Annotated in this window: 13 protein-coding genes and 1 pseudogene; 7 read left to right on the forward strand and 7 right to left on the reverse strand. The window is 66.1% G+C overall.

The window, feature by feature from the left end:
• The 6 genes and pseudogenes from NI2_RS24665 to NI2_RS24690 form a co-directional block, all read right to left on the reverse strand.
• A pseudogene (locus tag NI2_RS24665) lies at window positions 1-204 on the reverse strand (mammalian cell entry protein); the annotation flags it as partial.
• The gene (locus tag NI2_RS24670) at window positions 201-1,196 is read right to left on the reverse strand and encodes an MCE family protein (RefSeq protein ID WP_067495405.1); all 996 of its coding nucleotides are present in this window, start codon (window positions 1,194-1,196) and stop codon (window positions 201-203) included. The gene NI2_RS24670 and the pseudogene NI2_RS24665, both read right to left, overlap by 4 nt.
• Window positions 1,193-2,218, reverse strand: a complete 1,026-nt coding sequence (locus NI2_RS24675; RefSeq protein WP_067494995.1) for an MCE family protein — start codon at window positions 2,216-2,218, stop codon at window positions 1,193-1,195. The genes NI2_RS24670 and NI2_RS24675 overlap by 4 nt, the downstream gene beginning before the upstream one ends.
• A complete protein-coding gene (locus NI2_RS24680) occupies window positions 2,215-3,708 on the reverse strand; it encodes an MlaD family protein (protein ID WP_067494998.1) in 1,494 nt (497 codons plus the stop codon). Before NI2_RS24680 ends, NI2_RS24675 begins: the two co-directional genes overlap by 4 nt.
• A gap of 6 nt (window positions 3,709-3,714) precedes the next feature.
• Window positions 3,715-4,578, reverse strand: a complete 864-nt coding sequence (locus tag NI2_RS24685; RefSeq protein WP_067495001.1) for an MlaE family ABC transporter permease — start codon at window positions 4,576-4,578, stop codon at window positions 3,715-3,717.
• 2 nt (window positions 4,579-4,580) lie between these two features.
• Window positions 4,581-5,435: an MlaE family ABC transporter permease gene (locus NI2_RS24690; RefSeq protein WP_067495005.1), complete on the reverse strand. Its 855-nt coding sequence runs from the start codon at window positions 5,433-5,435 to the stop codon at window positions 4,581-4,583.
• A 490-nt stretch (window positions 5,436-5,925) separates the two neighbouring features.
• Between NI2_RS24690 and NI2_RS24695 the strand changes: the two genes are divergently transcribed.
• Window positions 5,926-6,600: a S1 family peptidase gene (locus tag NI2_RS24695; RefSeq protein ID WP_067495008.1), complete on the forward strand. Its 675-nt coding sequence runs from the start codon at window positions 5,926-5,928 to the stop codon at window positions 6,598-6,600.
• Between the two features lie 63 nt (window positions 6,601-6,663).
• Here NI2_RS24695 and lppU read toward each other — a convergent pair whose 3' ends face one another.
• Window positions 6,664-7,290, reverse strand: a complete 627-nt coding sequence (lppU, locus tag NI2_RS24700) for an LppU family putative lipoprotein (protein WP_067495011.1) — start codon at window positions 7,288-7,290, stop codon at window positions 6,664-6,666.
• 83 nt (window positions 7,291-7,373) lie between these two features.
• Between lppU and NI2_RS24705 the strand changes: the two genes are divergently transcribed.
• The 6 genes from NI2_RS24705 (at window position 7,374) to NI2_RS24730 (ending at window position 14,466) form a co-directional block, all read left to right on the forward strand.
• Window positions 7,374-8,636 carry a serine hydrolase domain-containing protein gene (locus NI2_RS24705; protein WP_067495014.1) on the forward strand — a complete coding sequence of 421 codons (1,263 nt, stop codon included), beginning with the start codon at window positions 7,374-7,376 and terminating at the stop codon, window positions 8,634-8,636.
• Window positions 8,637-8,672: 36 nt separating this feature from the next.
• Window positions 8,673-9,998, forward strand: coding sequence for a cytochrome P450 (locus NI2_RS24710; protein ID WP_067495016.1), 1,326 nt, complete (start codon window positions 8,673-8,675; stop codon window positions 9,996-9,998).
• Window positions 9,999-10,284: 286 nt separating this feature from the next.
• Complete coding sequence (locus NI2_RS24715; RefSeq protein ID WP_067495019.1) at window positions 10,285-11,154, forward strand: L,D-transpeptidase; 870 nt, start codon at window positions 10,285-10,287, stop codon at window positions 11,152-11,154.
• 149 nt (window positions 11,155-11,303) lie between these two features.
• Window positions 11,304-12,254 (forward strand): carbohydrate ABC transporter permease, encoded by a 951-nt coding sequence (locus NI2_RS24720; RefSeq protein ID WP_067495023.1) that lies wholly within the window; start codon window positions 11,304-11,306, stop codon window positions 12,252-12,254.
• Entirely contained in the window at window positions 12,251-13,117 is an 867-nt protein-coding gene (locus NI2_RS24725; protein ID WP_067495026.1) for a carbohydrate ABC transporter permease, read from the forward strand. Before NI2_RS24720 ends, NI2_RS24725 begins: the two co-directional genes overlap by 4 nt.
• A 20-nt stretch (window positions 13,118-13,137) precedes the next feature.
• Window positions 13,138-14,466, forward strand: a complete 1,329-nt coding sequence (locus NI2_RS24730; protein WP_084476755.1) for an ABC transporter substrate-binding protein — start codon at window positions 13,138-13,140, stop codon at window positions 14,464-14,466.
• Window positions 14,467-14,518: the final 52 nt, after the last annotated feature.

Raw genomic sequence — 14,518 nt, forward strand, 5'->3', positions numbered from 1 at the left:
GCCCACCGGCAGACCGAGGACCATGATGTCGTTGCCCTCGTACATACCCGCGATGTTCTCGAAATCCGCGGTGATCTTGGTCGAGCGGCCGAGGGCGTCGTCCACCTGGCTCGGCAGGAGCGAGCAGCTGCCGATGGTGAGTGCGGTCGCGCCGATCAGTGCGGCGCGAACCAGCGCCTTACCGCGTCCGAAATTCAGTTTCATCCTGCGCACCCTTGGATCACCTGTGCGAAGCACAGCCAGTTGTCGGGGAGCAACCACGGCAGCGCGACCGAGCCGTAGTTACCGTTGCCGAGCGCGTTGTTGAAGTAGCGCGCGGTCGGCGCACCGATCTGCAACAGCTTGTCGAGGTTGTCCTTGTTCTTTTGCAGACCCTGGGCCATGGTGTTGAGCTGGCCGATGGTGCCCGCGAACTGGTTGCCGTTCTCCCCGCCGATCTGTTCGAGCTGACGGGTGAGGGTGGCGATGTTGTCGAGCAGCTGACGCAGCAGGTTCTGCCGTTCCATCACCCGGCTGGCGATGGCCTCACCCTGGGTGATGACGAGCAGCACGCTGTTGCGGTTGTCGGCGAGCAGCTGGGTGACGCGGTCCAGATCCTTGAGCAGGCTGTCGACCTCGCCCTTGCGCTTGTCGACGACCTTGGCCAGTGCGCCGACGCTGTCGAGCGCCTGCGCGACCAGCGCGGGCGAATCGCCGAGCTCGCCGCTGATGGTGTTGAGCGAGGCGGCCAGCTTCTTGGTGTCCAGGGCCTCGAACTTCGGCGTACCGACCTGCACCACATCGGCGATGTCGTAGGGGACATCGGTGTTGGAGCGCGGGATGGTGTCGTCCTTCAGGCCCGATCCGTCGCCCGGCTTCAGGTCGACGTAGCGGGCACCGAGCAGGGTCGCCATCTTGATCGAGGCGTGCGCGTCGGGTCCGAACTTGATGCTCGAATCCACGTCGAGGGTGATGACCACGTGGTCGCCCTCGATCTTGGCGCCCGACACCGTGCCGACCTGAACACCGGACACGGCGACCTTGTCGCCGGTACTGATGCCCGCGGCCTGCACGAACTCGGCCTCGATGCTCTGCTTACCGATCCCGATGAACTGCAGGATGCTCGAGCCGACCAGCAACAGCACGACCACCAGCGAACCGATGACGCCGAGCCAGAAGTTGCGGTTGCCGAGGAATGTTTTCTTGAGCTTGCTCATCGGCACACCTCCGAGTGCGACGTGCCACCGATCTGGCTGAACAGGCCGCGCGGGAAGAGCACCCCGTACAGCGAGATATCGAGACCACACAGGTAGGCGTTGGCGTGCGTGCCTTCGGAGGTCATGCGGCCCAGGTCGGCAAGCATCGACGGCATGTCGATGGCCACCTGGTCGAGCTTGGCGCCGTTGGCGAGCAACAGGTTCAGCGCCGCGGTGGTGGAGTTCTGCGTAGCGGCCAGCTGCGGCTGGATCTTGCTCATCATCGCCACCAGCGAGGTAGTGGCGTCGGCCAGCGTCGCCGTCGAGTTCTGCAGCGACTGGCCCTGGTCGTAGAGCCCGCCGATCAGCGCGCGGGTCTGAGTCACCAGGGTCTCCAGTTCGTCACCGCGCTTGGCCAGACCGGCCATCACCGCCGACAGGTTGGTGATGACATCGCTCAGGATGGCGTCGCGACGCTGGAAGTCGGTGGCCATCTGCGCCGCCTGGATGATGAAGGAGGACAACGAGACTCCGTCACCCTGCAACGCCTGGATCAGCGTTTCCGACATCGCGTTCACCTGGGCCGGCTCCAGCGCCTGGAACAGCGGCTGGAAACCGTTGAGCAGCGCGGAGATATCGAACGAGGGCTCGGTGCGCTCGAGCGGGATCACCGAACCGCTGGCCAGCACCTGCGGGCTCGGCGACTTGCCCGGGGTGAGCGCCACATAGCGCTGGCCGATCAGGTTCTGGTAGCGGACAAGGGCTTTGGTGTCGTCGAAGACGTCCTGGTCGCTCTGCACGATGAACGACACCTTGGCGTCGTTCTTGCCGTCGAGCTCGATCTTCTCGACCTTGCCCACACGCACACCGGCCATCCGGACGTCGTCGCCGGGACGCAGCCCGAGGACGTCGGTGAAGATGGCGGTGTACTTGCGGGTGTCACCGTCTACCGAACGGGCGAGCGTATTCCACACGACCACGATGACGAGCATCGAGACGATCGCGAAGATGCCGAATCCGATCAGTGGCTTGCGGATACTCATGCGCCACCCTCGTTGTCGTACACGGTCAGAGTTCCGCCCTTCATGATCGGACCGAGCAGCAGCAGCTCGGAGACCGTCGGTTTGCGGCCGAGGAGTTCGACGATGGCGTCGTTGCCCTGGTAGGAGATGGGCGTACCCGACGGCACCACGGGTGCCTGCTCGGGCGCGGGCGCAGGCGCGGGTGCGGCGGCGGGCGCCGCACCGGGCAGGCCCGGGATCTGGAACGACGGGACGAGCCCCTCGAGCGGAGTACCGGCGAACGGCGTGATCTCGGTTCCGGCCGCCGCCTGCAGCGGTGCGGCCGGGATGGTGAGGCCCGGAATCTGCGGCAGCCCGGGGATGTTCACCAGCGGCGGCAGACCCGCGGCGGAGTCGAGCGCCCGGGGACGCAGCTTCTCCGGCAGCGGCGGCAGGCTCACCTCGGCGGGCGCGGTGAAGCAGCTCGGACCGAGCAGATCGCCGTAGCGCGGGCAGTCCGCGACGGTGTTGGGCTGGTACGGGGTGAACGTGAGACCCGCGTTCCAGACCATCTGCTTACCGCTGGGGCCACCGTGGAAGGTGGTGTTCAGCGCGGCGAGTCCGGGTCCGAACACCTGGAAGGTCTTGGTGATCGAGCTCGGTTCGTGGGCGACGGCACCGAGGGTGGCGTTCAGGCCGACGGTGACTTCCTTACCCACGTCGGGGTTGCTCGCGAACAGGTCGTTGACCCGGTCGGTGGTCGCGCTCGACCCCATCAGCAGGGCGACGAGCTGGTCGCGCTTGCTCGCGATGGTGTTGGCGGTCTGCACCGAGCTGCCGAGCACGTCGAGCAGTTCCGGCGCCGACTGGTTCAGCGCGTTGGCCGAGGCGGAGAAGTCGTCGAGCATGCCTGCCAGGTTCGGGCCCGCGTCGGAGACGGTGGTGATCCACTCGTCCAGGCGCTGGATGGTCGAACCTGGCACGCGGCCGCTGCCGTCGAGGGCCTGGGTGAGGGTGCCGAGCACGCGGCCCAGCTGCACCGGGTCGACCTCGTTGAGGATGTCGCGCACCGTGGTGAGCGTGTCCTGCAGGGCGATGGTGCCCTCGCTGCGGTCCTCCTGGATGACCGAACCCTCTTCGAGGTAGTCGTTGGAGGCACCGTTGAAGACCAGTTCCACCGAGGTGACCGCGAACAGGTTGCTCGGCACGATGCGGGCGGTGACATTGCTCGGGACGCCCTTGGCGAACTCGGGCTTGAGCTCGATGTTCACCTTCTGCACGGCGCCCTGGTCGACGATGTCGACGTCCTTCACGGTGCCGACGAGCACACCGCGGAACTTCACGTCGGCGTTGGACGGTAGCCCGTCACCGGTGGTCGAGAGGTTCGCGGCCACGTTCACCTTGGGTACGAAGTAGCCCTGGTACCTGGCCATGAGGAAAGCGAGAATCACAGCGAAGACGACCAGGCCGCACAGGCCCGCGACGTACAGCTGTTTCATGGTGGGACCGCGCCCACTGGGATCGATGATCATCTGGCCCTACCCCGAGATCCTGATGCCGGGGTCGACGCCCCAGATCGCCAATGTCATGAACAGGTCGGCGAACACGACCAGGATGATGCACATCTTGATCGCCCGGCCCGCGGCCACGCCGACGCCCTCGGGACCACCCGAGGCGAAGAAGCCGTAGTAGCACTGGATGAACGTGGTGATCATGACGAAGATGACCGCCTTGAGCAGCGAGTACAGCACGTCCGTCGGTACCAGGAATTGGTAGAAGTAGTGCGAGTACGTACCCGCCGCGGTGCCACCGATGAGCTGCACGGTGACCGAGCAGGACAGATAGGCCATCACCAGGCCGATGCAGTACAGCGGAACGATCGCGATGACCGCGGCCATCATCCGGGTGCTGACCAGGTAGGGCAGCGGGCGGATGGCGATGGAGTCGAGCGCGTCGATCTCCTCGGAGATGCGCATGGCGCCCAATTGCGCGGTGAACCGACAACCCGCCTGGGCCGCGAACGCCAGCGCCGCGAGCAGCGGGCCGAGTTCACGGGTGGTGGCGAAGGCCGAGATGGCACCGGTGATCGGGCTCAGGCCGAGCAGGTCGAGCGAGGTGTGGCCCTGGATGGCGACGGTCATGCCGCCGAAGGCGCTGATGATGAGGATGACGCCGATGGTTCCACCACCGACGACGATGTTGCCGTTTCCCCACGTGACGTCGGAGAGCAGGCGCCAGATCTCCTTCGGATACTGCTTGAACGCCAGCGGAATGGAGCCGACGGACCGCAGGAAGAAGAAGACCTGGTGGCCGAGGCGGGCGAGCGCGTCGACGGGCGCTTTGCCCGCCGCCTTGAGCTGGCGTATCGGCCGCAGCAGCGGAGGTACATAAGTCGATGACATGGTCAGACCACCTGTGGGGGGAAGACAGCGGCGTAGATCTGCGTGATCGCGACGTTGACGCCGAGCAGCATGACCATGGAACTCACGACCGCCGAGTTCACCGCGTTGGCGACACCACCGGGGCCGCCACGGGCGTTGAGGCCCGAGTCGCAGGCGATGATCGCGGCGATGATGCCGAAGATGACCGACTTGAGCAGCGCCACCGCGAGGTCACGGGTGACCGCGAACGAGGCGAAGGTGCTCATGTAGGAACCGGGCGTGCCCGCCTGGGCGAAGATGTTGAACATGTAGCCGGTGATGAAGCCGACGAACACGACGAAACCACAGAGCAGGAAGCTCACCAGCATGGCGGCGCCGAGCCGGGGAGCGACGAGCCTGCGCAGCGGGTCGACGCCCATCACCTTCATGGCGTCGATCTCTTCGCGGATGGTTCGTGAGCCGAGGTCGGCGCACACCGCGGAGCCGACGGCGCCGGCGATCATGATCGAGGTGACCAGTGGCGCGCCCTGCTGGATGATGCCGAGGCCGTTGGCGGCGCCGATGAACGAGGTCGCGCCGACCTGACCGGCGACCGCGCCGACCTGGATGGACACGATGACCGCGATCGGGATGGCGACCAGCAGCGTCGGAGCGGCGGCGACGCTTGCCATGAACGCGCACTGACGCACGAATTCGTCGAAGGGGAAGCGTTTACGGAAGATCGCGACGACCAGCTCCGTGATGGCTTCGATACCCATCGTGATCTGTCGACCGAAGGTTTCGAGGGACTTCTTCGGATGGTCTTCCCAAAGGCCCTTGGTCCAGTCCACAGCTTCACTGACCCGTGAACGTTCGGGCGGACTCTTGGTCGACTGCACTGCTATTACCCCTCTCGACGCCAGGCCATCAACACCCCGACGACTTGTTTGCTTGACGCACCTTACTACGGAGTAGTGCAGAACACACCACCGACATGTGAGCGCTGTCATAGATGGATATCACTCTCGGAGGCCCTTATGACCACTGCCATGACGGACCATACAGCCCTGAATTGTCCCGTTTCGGAGTTTGCGCCGGACGTCGTTTCCCGGCGCGGACTCCCAGCGTCTGCGGCTGCCGGAGAGAATATTGCGGAAAACTGTCATACATAACGAATGACACGTCCGATTTCCCGCACAGATCACGGGTATAACTCGCCAGGCCCGGCTTCATCACGATTTCGATAGAGAATCGCTATCACCGCGCGAGGTGTCGCGGCGCCTGGTAAGCAGCAATCCGAGGGCTTCGCTCTGGCGCGCCCGGGATCGAATACCGCGGCTATAGACAGACCGTATTGATATCGTGCGAACTTCCGACATCTGGAGGGACATGTTCAGCAAACTCGCGCGTGTGGCCACGGCCGCCTTCGCGCTCACCCTCGGTGCGGCTCTACTCGGCACCGGCGCGGGCACCTCGCAGGCACAACCCGGTCTACCGGTGATCGGCGGCGGATCCGGGATCGTCATCGACAACACCTTCGAATGCACCCTCACCACGGTCGGCCACGACGGCGCGGGCAGGCTCGTCGGCCTCACCGCCGGGCACTGCGGTGACGCGGGCGCACCGGTGGCCGCCGAGGTCGATCGCGGATACGGCGAGATCGGCAGGTTCGTCTACAGCAATACCGAACTCGACTACGCCGTCATCGAATTCACCCCCGGCCGGATCACCCCGGTGAACCGGATCGGCAATGTCACCATCACCGGTGTCGGCGGGCCCGCCCAGTTCCCGACCATCGTGTGCAAGGAGGGCCGGACCACCGGCAACACCTGCGGCATCACCTGGGGCGACGTGTTCGCGACCAATGTGGAGACGTGGTCGCAGATGTGCGTCGTGGAAGGCGATTCCGGTGCGCCGGTGGTGGTCGGGTCGACGCTGGTCGGGATGGTGAACGCCTATCTCGCGGTGGCCTGCTTCGGCCCCGAGGTCGGCACGAACATGTCCGCGATCATGAACGACATGAACGCGCGCGGCGGTCACGGATCCGGGTTCCACCCGATCTGATCGGCCGGTGAACAGACAACGGGCCGCGCGGTCACACCGTGCGGCCCGTCTCGTCGTCGGTGGTTACAGCGTCTGCGCGCAGACGACGAAGCGGCGGGTGTCGTAGACATAGCCCACGTCGGCGTCGTCGGGGCAGTCGTTGGCACTGGTCGCGTCGCTCTTGATGGTGACGACCCGGACCGGCTCGTTGCCCGAGGCGTTGCAGTCGATCCGGCGCGCGACGAGTTGTTCGGCGGCCACATCCATGCAGCCACCGACCACCCAGTCGATGTCGAGGCACAGGGCGCCGGTCTCGACGCCGTCGAGGGTTTCGAAGTAGTTCTGGTCGCTGTCGGCGATGCAACCGTCGCGGTTGGGCGCCTTGCCGATCACCTTGTAGTTGGCCGAGCGGCTGCCGCACGAGGCCTTCTCGATGGTGGCGTCCTCGGCGGTGCCGCCGAGATTCACACAGTCACCGACACTGGCCTGGAAGTCGGTGGTTCCACCCTTCTTGGTGGTGGGTGCCGGTTTGCTCGTCGTCGACTTGCCCGGTTTCTTGGTGGTCGGTGCGGCGCTACTGGTGGCGGGGACCACGTCGATCGCCGGCTGCGCGTAGCCGTCGATGGTGCCGCCGCACGCGCTCGAACCGAACGCGACCGCCGTGATGGCGAGCGCGCCGGCCAACCGGCGGATGGACAGATCTGCAAACACCTACTGTGAATACACCACCGAAGCCACCGGCGTCGACCCGATCCGGTCGGCGGATCGCTACGCAGCATCAGGAGGTTGGGCCGATGGTGTCAGCAACGGCGGGCGAGCCGGGCGCGGGTACGCCGACCGCGCCACGGCAGATGCGCATCGATCCGAGGTTCATCCGGCTGGCCGACCACTTCTTCGGGCTGTTCCAGCAACCGAGCCGCGGGGGCGGTGCGCTGGCGGTCTACCTCGACGGGCGTCCCGTCGTCGATGTCTGGGCGGGGTGGGCGGCCAAGGATCAGCGGTGGAACGGCGGGCATGTGGCGCTCACCTTCTCCACCGGCAAGGGTGTGGCCGCCACCGTGCTGCACCGGGTCGCGGAGCGGGGACTGATCGACTACGAGGCGCCGGTCGCCGAGTACTGGCCCGAGTTCGCCGCGCACGGCAAGCACGACATCACCGTGCGCGATGTGCTGTCGCACCGGGCCGGGTTGCACCGGGTGCGCGGGCTGGTTCCGGGCCGCGAGGGGATTCTCGACTACGGCGCGGTGGTGACCGCCCTGGCCGACAGCCCGGCCGACCCGCGCCGCATCCGCACCTCCGGGTACCACGCCATCACCTTCGGCTGGCTCGTCTCGGAGATCCTGCAGCGTGCGACCGGCGAATCCTTCACCGAGCTGTTGCGCCGGGAAGTGGCCCAGCCCTTGGGAACCGACGAGTTCTGGTTCCAGGTGCCCGTCGCGCAGCGTCGCCGGATCGCGAAGATCTTCCCGCATCTGGCGCCGCCGGGTATTCGCTGGAACACCGCGTCGTCGGTGTTGTCCTGGGTGCGGCCCGTGCGCGGGCTCGCGGAGGCGGGGATGCCGGAGAGTTTCGACGAACTGGTCCGCGATCCGCGCGTGCACGACGCGGTGATGCCCGGCTGGAACGGGGTGTTCTCGGCGCGGGCGCTGGCACGGATGTACGGCGCGTTGGCCAACGGGGGCGTCGTCTATGCGGGTGACGCGGAAAATGCTGCAGCCGAGGGCGATTCACCAGTGCAGTTCCTGCGGCCGAAGACGATCGAGCAGATCAACCGCACGCAGCAGACCGAGAGCCGTGACTATGTACTCGGATTGCCGTTGCGGTTCACCCTCGGCTACCACCGGCCCGTGCTGATGACCAAGCAGCAACCGCGACATGCCTTCGGCCACTACGGAGTCGGCGGCTCCGGCGCCTACGCCGATCCCGATCTGGGAATGTCGATCGCGTTCGTCACCAACCGGCTCGGCAATGCGGTGACCGCGCTCGGGGACGCGCGGCTGGCCAAGCTCGCGGCCATCGCCCAGGGCACCGTGCGGCGCACCCGCGCCGAGCGGTAGTCGAACCGGGCGCGGGCGCACGCCGTAGTACCTGACATGAAGTGTCAGCGCTCACCACGCCCCGCCCTGCTGCACGGCCTGGCCGCGGGCCTCGATTTCGAGGGCTACCTGCGTCGACGTGCCGCGAGCGGTGACCCGTTCGCGGTCGGGTTTCCGGGGTTTCCGCCGGTGTTGTTCACCGGGACCGCCGAGGGTGCGCGTGAACTGTTCCGGGCGCCGGTCGAGCTCGTCGACCCGCCGCGGCCGAATCCGATCGAGCCGATGGTCGGCACGGCGTCGCTGATCCTCAGTTCGGGGCCGCGTCATCGCACGGATCGGGCCGTGCTCGCGCCCGCATTCCACCGCGCGAGGGTGCGGACGCTGGGCGAGGTGATCCGGGAATCGACGCTGCGTGAACTCGAATCCGACAGCGGTGCAGGCGTTTCCTGGCCGGTCGGCAGCCGGGTCGACGTGCTGACGAAGGCCCGATCCATCACCCTGCGCACCATCCTCGCGGCGGTGTTCGGCGCGGGTGCCGACAGTGAATACGGCGACGCGGTCGACGATTTCCTCTCGACGTTCACCACGCCCCTGCTCGTAGCGCCCACTTTGCGCCGTGCCACCGGCGGTTTCGGGCCGTGGGACCGCTTCGTCGCGGCCAGGGGCCGGCTCGATCGGCGGCTGCTCGCGGGCATCGCGCGCCGTCGCGCCGAGGGACCGGCCGCGGGCGATCTGCTCGATCTGCTGCTCGCCACCCGTTACGAGGACGGCTCCGCGCTGACCGATGCCGAACTGTGCGAACAGTTGCGCACCCTGCTCGTCGCCGGGCACGAGACCACCGCGACCTCACTCACCTGGGCGTTGTATCACCTGCACCGTGAACCCGGCCTGCTCGCCAGGCTCACCGACGAGCTGGCCCAGACGGGGGACGACCCGGCCGAACAGGCCACCGCGCCGCTGCTCGACGCCGTCTGCCAGGAGACGCTTCGCCTGCACCCGGCCGTGCCCATCGTGCTGCGGCAGCTTCGCGAACCGTGGCGCTGGCGTGGGGTGGACGTGGCCGCCGGACAGACGATCGGGTTGGCGGTCGGTGTACTGCACAGCCAGGCGTCGATCTGGCCCGCACCCCGGCTCTTCCACCCGGACCGGTTCCTCGGCCGCAAATACACACCGTTCCAGTACGCGCCCTTCGGCGGCGGTCATCGCCGGTGTATCGGCGCCACGCTGGCCGAATACGAGTTGCGCGTCGTGCTCGCCACCCTGCTCACGAGCGCCCGGCTGCGCCTGGACCCCGCGCTGGCCCTCGGCCGTCGGCCGCGCACGGTGCCGCACAATCTCGCGACCGCGCCGAACCGGGCGATCCACTTCACACGCACGGCGTGATCTCCCTCACTCCAGGTTTGAGACTCACATGCGTGTGCTTCCGGACCGTGGTGCCGACGCCTTTCCGACTCGCCGCCCTGAGCGTGGCGTTTGACGAAAGCCACTGAGTCACAGGTTGTTATGTGACACAGCGCACACCGTTGCCGTTCCGTGATCGCGATGCAACGGAGCTGGCACGTTGTCACCTCGGACGGGTAGGAATGAGCGGTCAGGGTCGGGGCGTCGTTACCCCGTGGAGACCCCATGCGGACTCCGCGTCATTCGAAGATATAGACGAGGAAACCTAATGCACTACGAGGCAAACCGGCAGCAATCACATCGGCTTCGCCGTGGTCTGCTGCTGACGGCGGCGATCGCCGCCACCGGCGCGCTCATCGCTGTCCCCGCGCAGGCTCAGCCCGCGCTTCCCGGCGCGGGTTCCAGCAACCCCGTGGTCGAGCAGCCCGCGCCGCAGGCGACGTTCGCGCCGCCGAACATCAACATCGCCGACGGCGAGACGGTCGGCGTCGCACAGCCGATCATCATCACCTTCAAGGAGCCGATCGAGGATCGTGCGGCCGCCGAGCGGGCCATCAAGGTCACCTCGAGCGCCAACGTGCCCGGCAACTTCTACTGGACCGGCGACAAGCAGGTGCGCTGGAAGCCCACCGAGTTCTGGCCCGCCAACACCGACGTGACCGTTGTCGCCGGCGGCACCACCAGCTCGTTCCACATCGGTGACGCCTTCGTCGCCACCGTGGACGACGCCACCAAGGTCATCACCGTCACCCGCAACGGTGAAGTGGTGCGCGAGATGCCGACCTCGCTCGGCAAGCCCGGCTACGAGACCCCCAACGGCACCTACATCGTCGGCGAGCGGCTCGAGAAGATGACGATGGACTCGTCCACCTACGGTGTGCCGGTCACCGACCCCGAGGGCTACAAGCTCGAGGTCGAGTACGCCACCCGCCTGTCCAACAGCGGCATCTTCATCCACGCCGCGCCGTGGTCGGTGGGTCAGCAGGGCTACTCCAACGCCAGCCACGGCTGCCTGAACGTGAGCACCGAGGATGCCAAGTGGTTCCTGGAGAACTCGCGTCGCGGTGATGCCGTGATCGTCACCGGCACCCAGGGCCCCACCCTGAGCGCCGGCGACGGCCTGGGCGACTGGAACTAACAGCCCGGCGCCACTGATTCCCCAGCGGCACTGAACAAAAGCCGAACAATACGATCAAACCCGGTCGTGTTGTTCGGCTTTTTGCTGTACTCGGCTTTGTGCGCCCGATGTTCAGGAAATCGGCGGGCAGGGTTAACCAGCGGTTCGCCATGCACCGTAAAGCTGCCGCGGTGCGTAGCAGTCCGGAGCGGGTTCTTCCCGTGCAGCGAGGTCGTGGCCTGAGAAATCGGCCGTGGCAGGACTACGCGTTGTTCGTGTTACTCGTAGTCCCGAACTTGGTTCTGCTCGGGATGTTCGTCTACCGGCCGCTGGCCGACAACATCCGGCTCTCGTTCACCGACTGGAACATCGCCGATCCCGTCGCCACGCCCATCGGTTTCGCCAACTACGTGGAGTGGTGGCAGCGCGACGACTCCTGGAAGGTCGTCGGCAACACGGTGATCTTCACCGTCGCGGCGGTGGTGGTGAGCATGGCGCTCGGGCTGGCGCTGGCGATGTTGCTCGACCGGAAGTTGTTCGGGCGCAATGTCGTTCGTTCCGCCATCTTCGCGCCGTTCGTGATCTCCGGTGCGGCGATCGGCGTGGCATTCCAATTCATCTTCGACCCCAGTTTCGGGCTCGTGCAAGATGTGCTGCACCGCCTCGGCGTGACGAATGTGCCGGATTTCTACCAGGATCCGCAGTGGGCGTTGTTCATGGTGACGATCACCTATATCTGGAAGAATCTCGGATACACCTTCGTCATCTATCTGGCGGCACTGCAGGGCGTGCGGAGCGAACTGCTGGAAGCCGCCGAAATGGACGGCGCGAGCCGGTGGACGACATTCACCAAAGTGCTTCTGCCGCAACTCCGTCCGACTACATTCTTTCTTTCGATCACGGTATTGCTGAACTCGCTTCAGGTATTCGACATCATCAATGTGATGACACGTGGCGGGCCGCTCGGCAACGGCACGACGACCATGGTGTTCCAGGTGTACGAGGAATCGTTCCGCAATTTCCGCGCGGGTTACGGCGCGACTGTCGCCACGATCATGTTCGCGGTGCTGCTCGTGGTGACCCTTATCCAGGTGCGCGTGATGGATCGAGGTGAACGATGAAACACGTTGGTCCCGAAACCGTTTCGTATCGCAGACGGGAACGCGCGATCACGCTGCTCGGGTACGCGGCGATGCTGTGCGTGCTCGTCATGGTCGGGGTTCCGCTGTTCTGGATCCTCATCACCTCGTTCAAGGACCGCGCCGACATCTACACCCAGCCCGCGGTGTACTGGCCGCACAGCTGGCACCCGGAGAACTACGGGCACGCCACGACCACCGTCCCGTTCTGGACGTTCCTGCGCAACTCGCTGATCGTCACCGGGGTGGTGTCGGCGGTGAAGTTCACGCTCGGGGTGTTCAGCGCCTACGGCCTGGTGTTCCTGCGCTTCCCCGGCAAGAACATCGTGTTCCTCGCGATCATCGCCGCGCTGATGGTGCCCAACCAGATCACCGTCATCTCCAACTACGCGCTCATCGCGCAGCTCGGCTGGCGCAACACCTTCCAGGGCATCATCATCCCGCTCTGCGGCGTGGCCTTCGGAACCTTCCTCATGCGAAACCACTTCCTGTCGCTGCCCGGTGAGGTGATCGAGGCCGCCCGGATGGACGGCGCCGACTGGTGGCGGCTGCTCACCCGTGTGGTGCTGCCGATGTCGGGGCCGACCATGGTGGCGTTCGCGGTGGTCACGCTGGTGAACGAGTGGAACGAATACCTCTGGCCGTTCCTGATGGCCGACTCCGCCGACGTCGCCACCCTGCCGGTGGGGCTCACGCTGCTACAGAACACGGAGAACCCGAGCGTCACCAACTGGGGTCCGGTGATGGCGGGCACCGTGCTCACCATGCTGCCGATTCTCGTGGTGTTCCTCGCGCTGCAACGTCACATGATCAAAGGCCTCACCTCCGGTGCGGTCAAGGGTTGATTCTCGAACAGGAGATCCACGTGTCCACTTCACGATTTCCGGCGCTGAGCCGTCGCGGGTTCCTCGGCCTGTCCGGCGGTGTCGCCGCCGGTCTCGCGCTCACCGCTTGTGCGGGCACCGGTGGTGGGTCCGGTGGTGGCGGCGACGCGAACACGATCACCTTCTGGTCCAACCACCCCGGCACCTCCAAGGAACTCGAGCTCGAGCTCATCAACCGGTTCCAGGCGCAGCACCCCGAGCTGAAGGTGAACCTCGTCGACGCGGGCAAGAACTACGAGGAGGTGGCGCAGAAGTTCAATGCCGCGCTCACCGGTGGTGACCTGCCCGATGTTGTGGTGCTGTCGGATGTCTGGTGGTTCAACTACGCGCTGACCGGTGCCATCGAACCGCTCGACGGGCTGTTCGGTGAGGCGGGGGTGAAGCTCGACGACTACGTCGACTCGCTGGCCGCGGACTACCTGTTCGACGGTAAGCACTACGCGCTGCCGTATGCGCGCTCGACGCCGCTGTTCTATTACAACAAGGACGTGTGGGCCAAGGCGGGGCTGCCGGATCGTGGGCCGAACTCGTGGCAGGAGTTCGACGAGTGGGGGCCGAAGATCCAGTCGGTGGTCGGCGGTGACAAGTTCGCGCATGCCTGGGGTGATGCCAAGAACTACCTCGGCTGGACCTTCCAGGGCCCGAACTGGACTTTCGGCGGCGCCTACTCCGACAAGTGGGCGCTGAAGTTCACCGATCCCGGTTCGATCGCGGCCGCCGCCTACCTGCGCGAATCGATCAATGTGAAGAAGTACGCGGCGATCCGCCCACAGATCGCCGTCGACTTCGGGACCGGGGTCGCCGCCTCGACCATCGCTTCCACCGGTGACCTGAAGGGCATCCAGAAGAACGCGACCGGCAAGTTCGAGCTCGGCACGGCGTTCCTGCCGCATCCCAGCGGGCCCGGCGTCACCACCGGTGGTGCGGGTCTTGCGGTGCCGTCGCGCATCTCCGCGGAGCGGAAGGTGAACGCGCTCAAGTTCATCGAGTTCGCGACCAATGCGGCCAATACGGCGTACTTCTCGCAGAACACGGGATACATGCCGGTACGCAAGTCGGCGGTGAGCGATCCCACCGAGGTCGACTTCCTCGCCAAGAACCCGCACTCCAAGACCGCCATCGACCAACTCGCGGTGACCAAGTCGCAGGACTACGCGCGGGTGTTCGTGCCCGGCGCCGACCAGATCATCGGCACCGGATACGAGCAGATCGGTCTGCAGAACGCCGATCCCGCAACTGTTCTCGCGAAGGTCGCCGCTGACATCCAGGCGATCATCGACCGGCAGATCACCCCCAAGCTGCCCAAGTAGTCCCCGTGGGCCCGCGGTCACCGCCGCGGGTCCGCTCGTCCGTTTTCGAGGA

This window comes from Nocardia ignorata NBRC 108230 (assembly GCF_001612905.1).
Classification (GTDB): Bacteria; Actinomycetota; Actinomycetes; order Mycobacteriales; family Mycobacteriaceae; genus Nocardia; species Nocardia ignorata.

Excerpts from the sequence above, each read along its gene's own strand:
- NI2_RS24725 (WP_067495026.1), top strand. The coding sequence starts at position 12,251 with ATGAAACACGTTGGTCCCGAAACCGTTTCGTATCGCAGACGGGAACGC.
- NI2_RS24710 (WP_067495016.1), top strand. The coding sequence starts at position 8,673 with ATGAAGTGTCAGCGCTCACCACGCCCCGCCCTGCTGCACGGCCTGGCC.
- NI2_RS24720 (WP_067495023.1), top strand. The coding sequence starts at position 11,304 with ATGCACCGTAAAGCTGCCGCGGTGCGTAGCAGTCCGGAGCGGGTTCTT.
- NI2_RS24705 (WP_067495014.1), top strand. The coding sequence starts at position 7,374 with ATGGTGTCAGCAACGGCGGGCGAGCCGGGCGCGGGTACGCCGACCGCG.
- NI2_RS24675 (WP_067494995.1), bottom strand. The coding sequence starts at position 2,218 with ATGAGTATCCGCAAGCCACTGATCGGATTCGGCATCTTCGCGATCGTC.
- NI2_RS24680 (WP_067494998.1), bottom strand. The coding sequence starts at position 3,708 with ATGATCATCGATCCCAGTGGGCGCGGTCCCACCATGAAACAGCTGTAC.
- NI2_RS24685 (WP_067495001.1), bottom strand. The coding sequence starts at position 4,578 with ATGTCATCGACTTATGTACCTCCGCTGCTGCGGCCGATACGCCAGCTC.
- NI2_RS24715 (WP_067495019.1), top strand. The coding sequence starts at position 10,285 with ATGCACTACGAGGCAAACCGGCAGCAATCACATCGGCTTCGCCGTGGT.
- NI2_RS24695 (WP_067495008.1), top strand. The coding sequence starts at position 5,926 with ATGTTCAGCAAACTCGCGCGTGTGGCCACGGCCGCCTTCGCGCTCACC.
- NI2_RS24670 (WP_067495405.1), bottom strand. The coding sequence starts at position 1,196 with ATGAGCAAGCTCAAGAAAACATTCCTCGGCAACCGCAACTTCTGGCTC.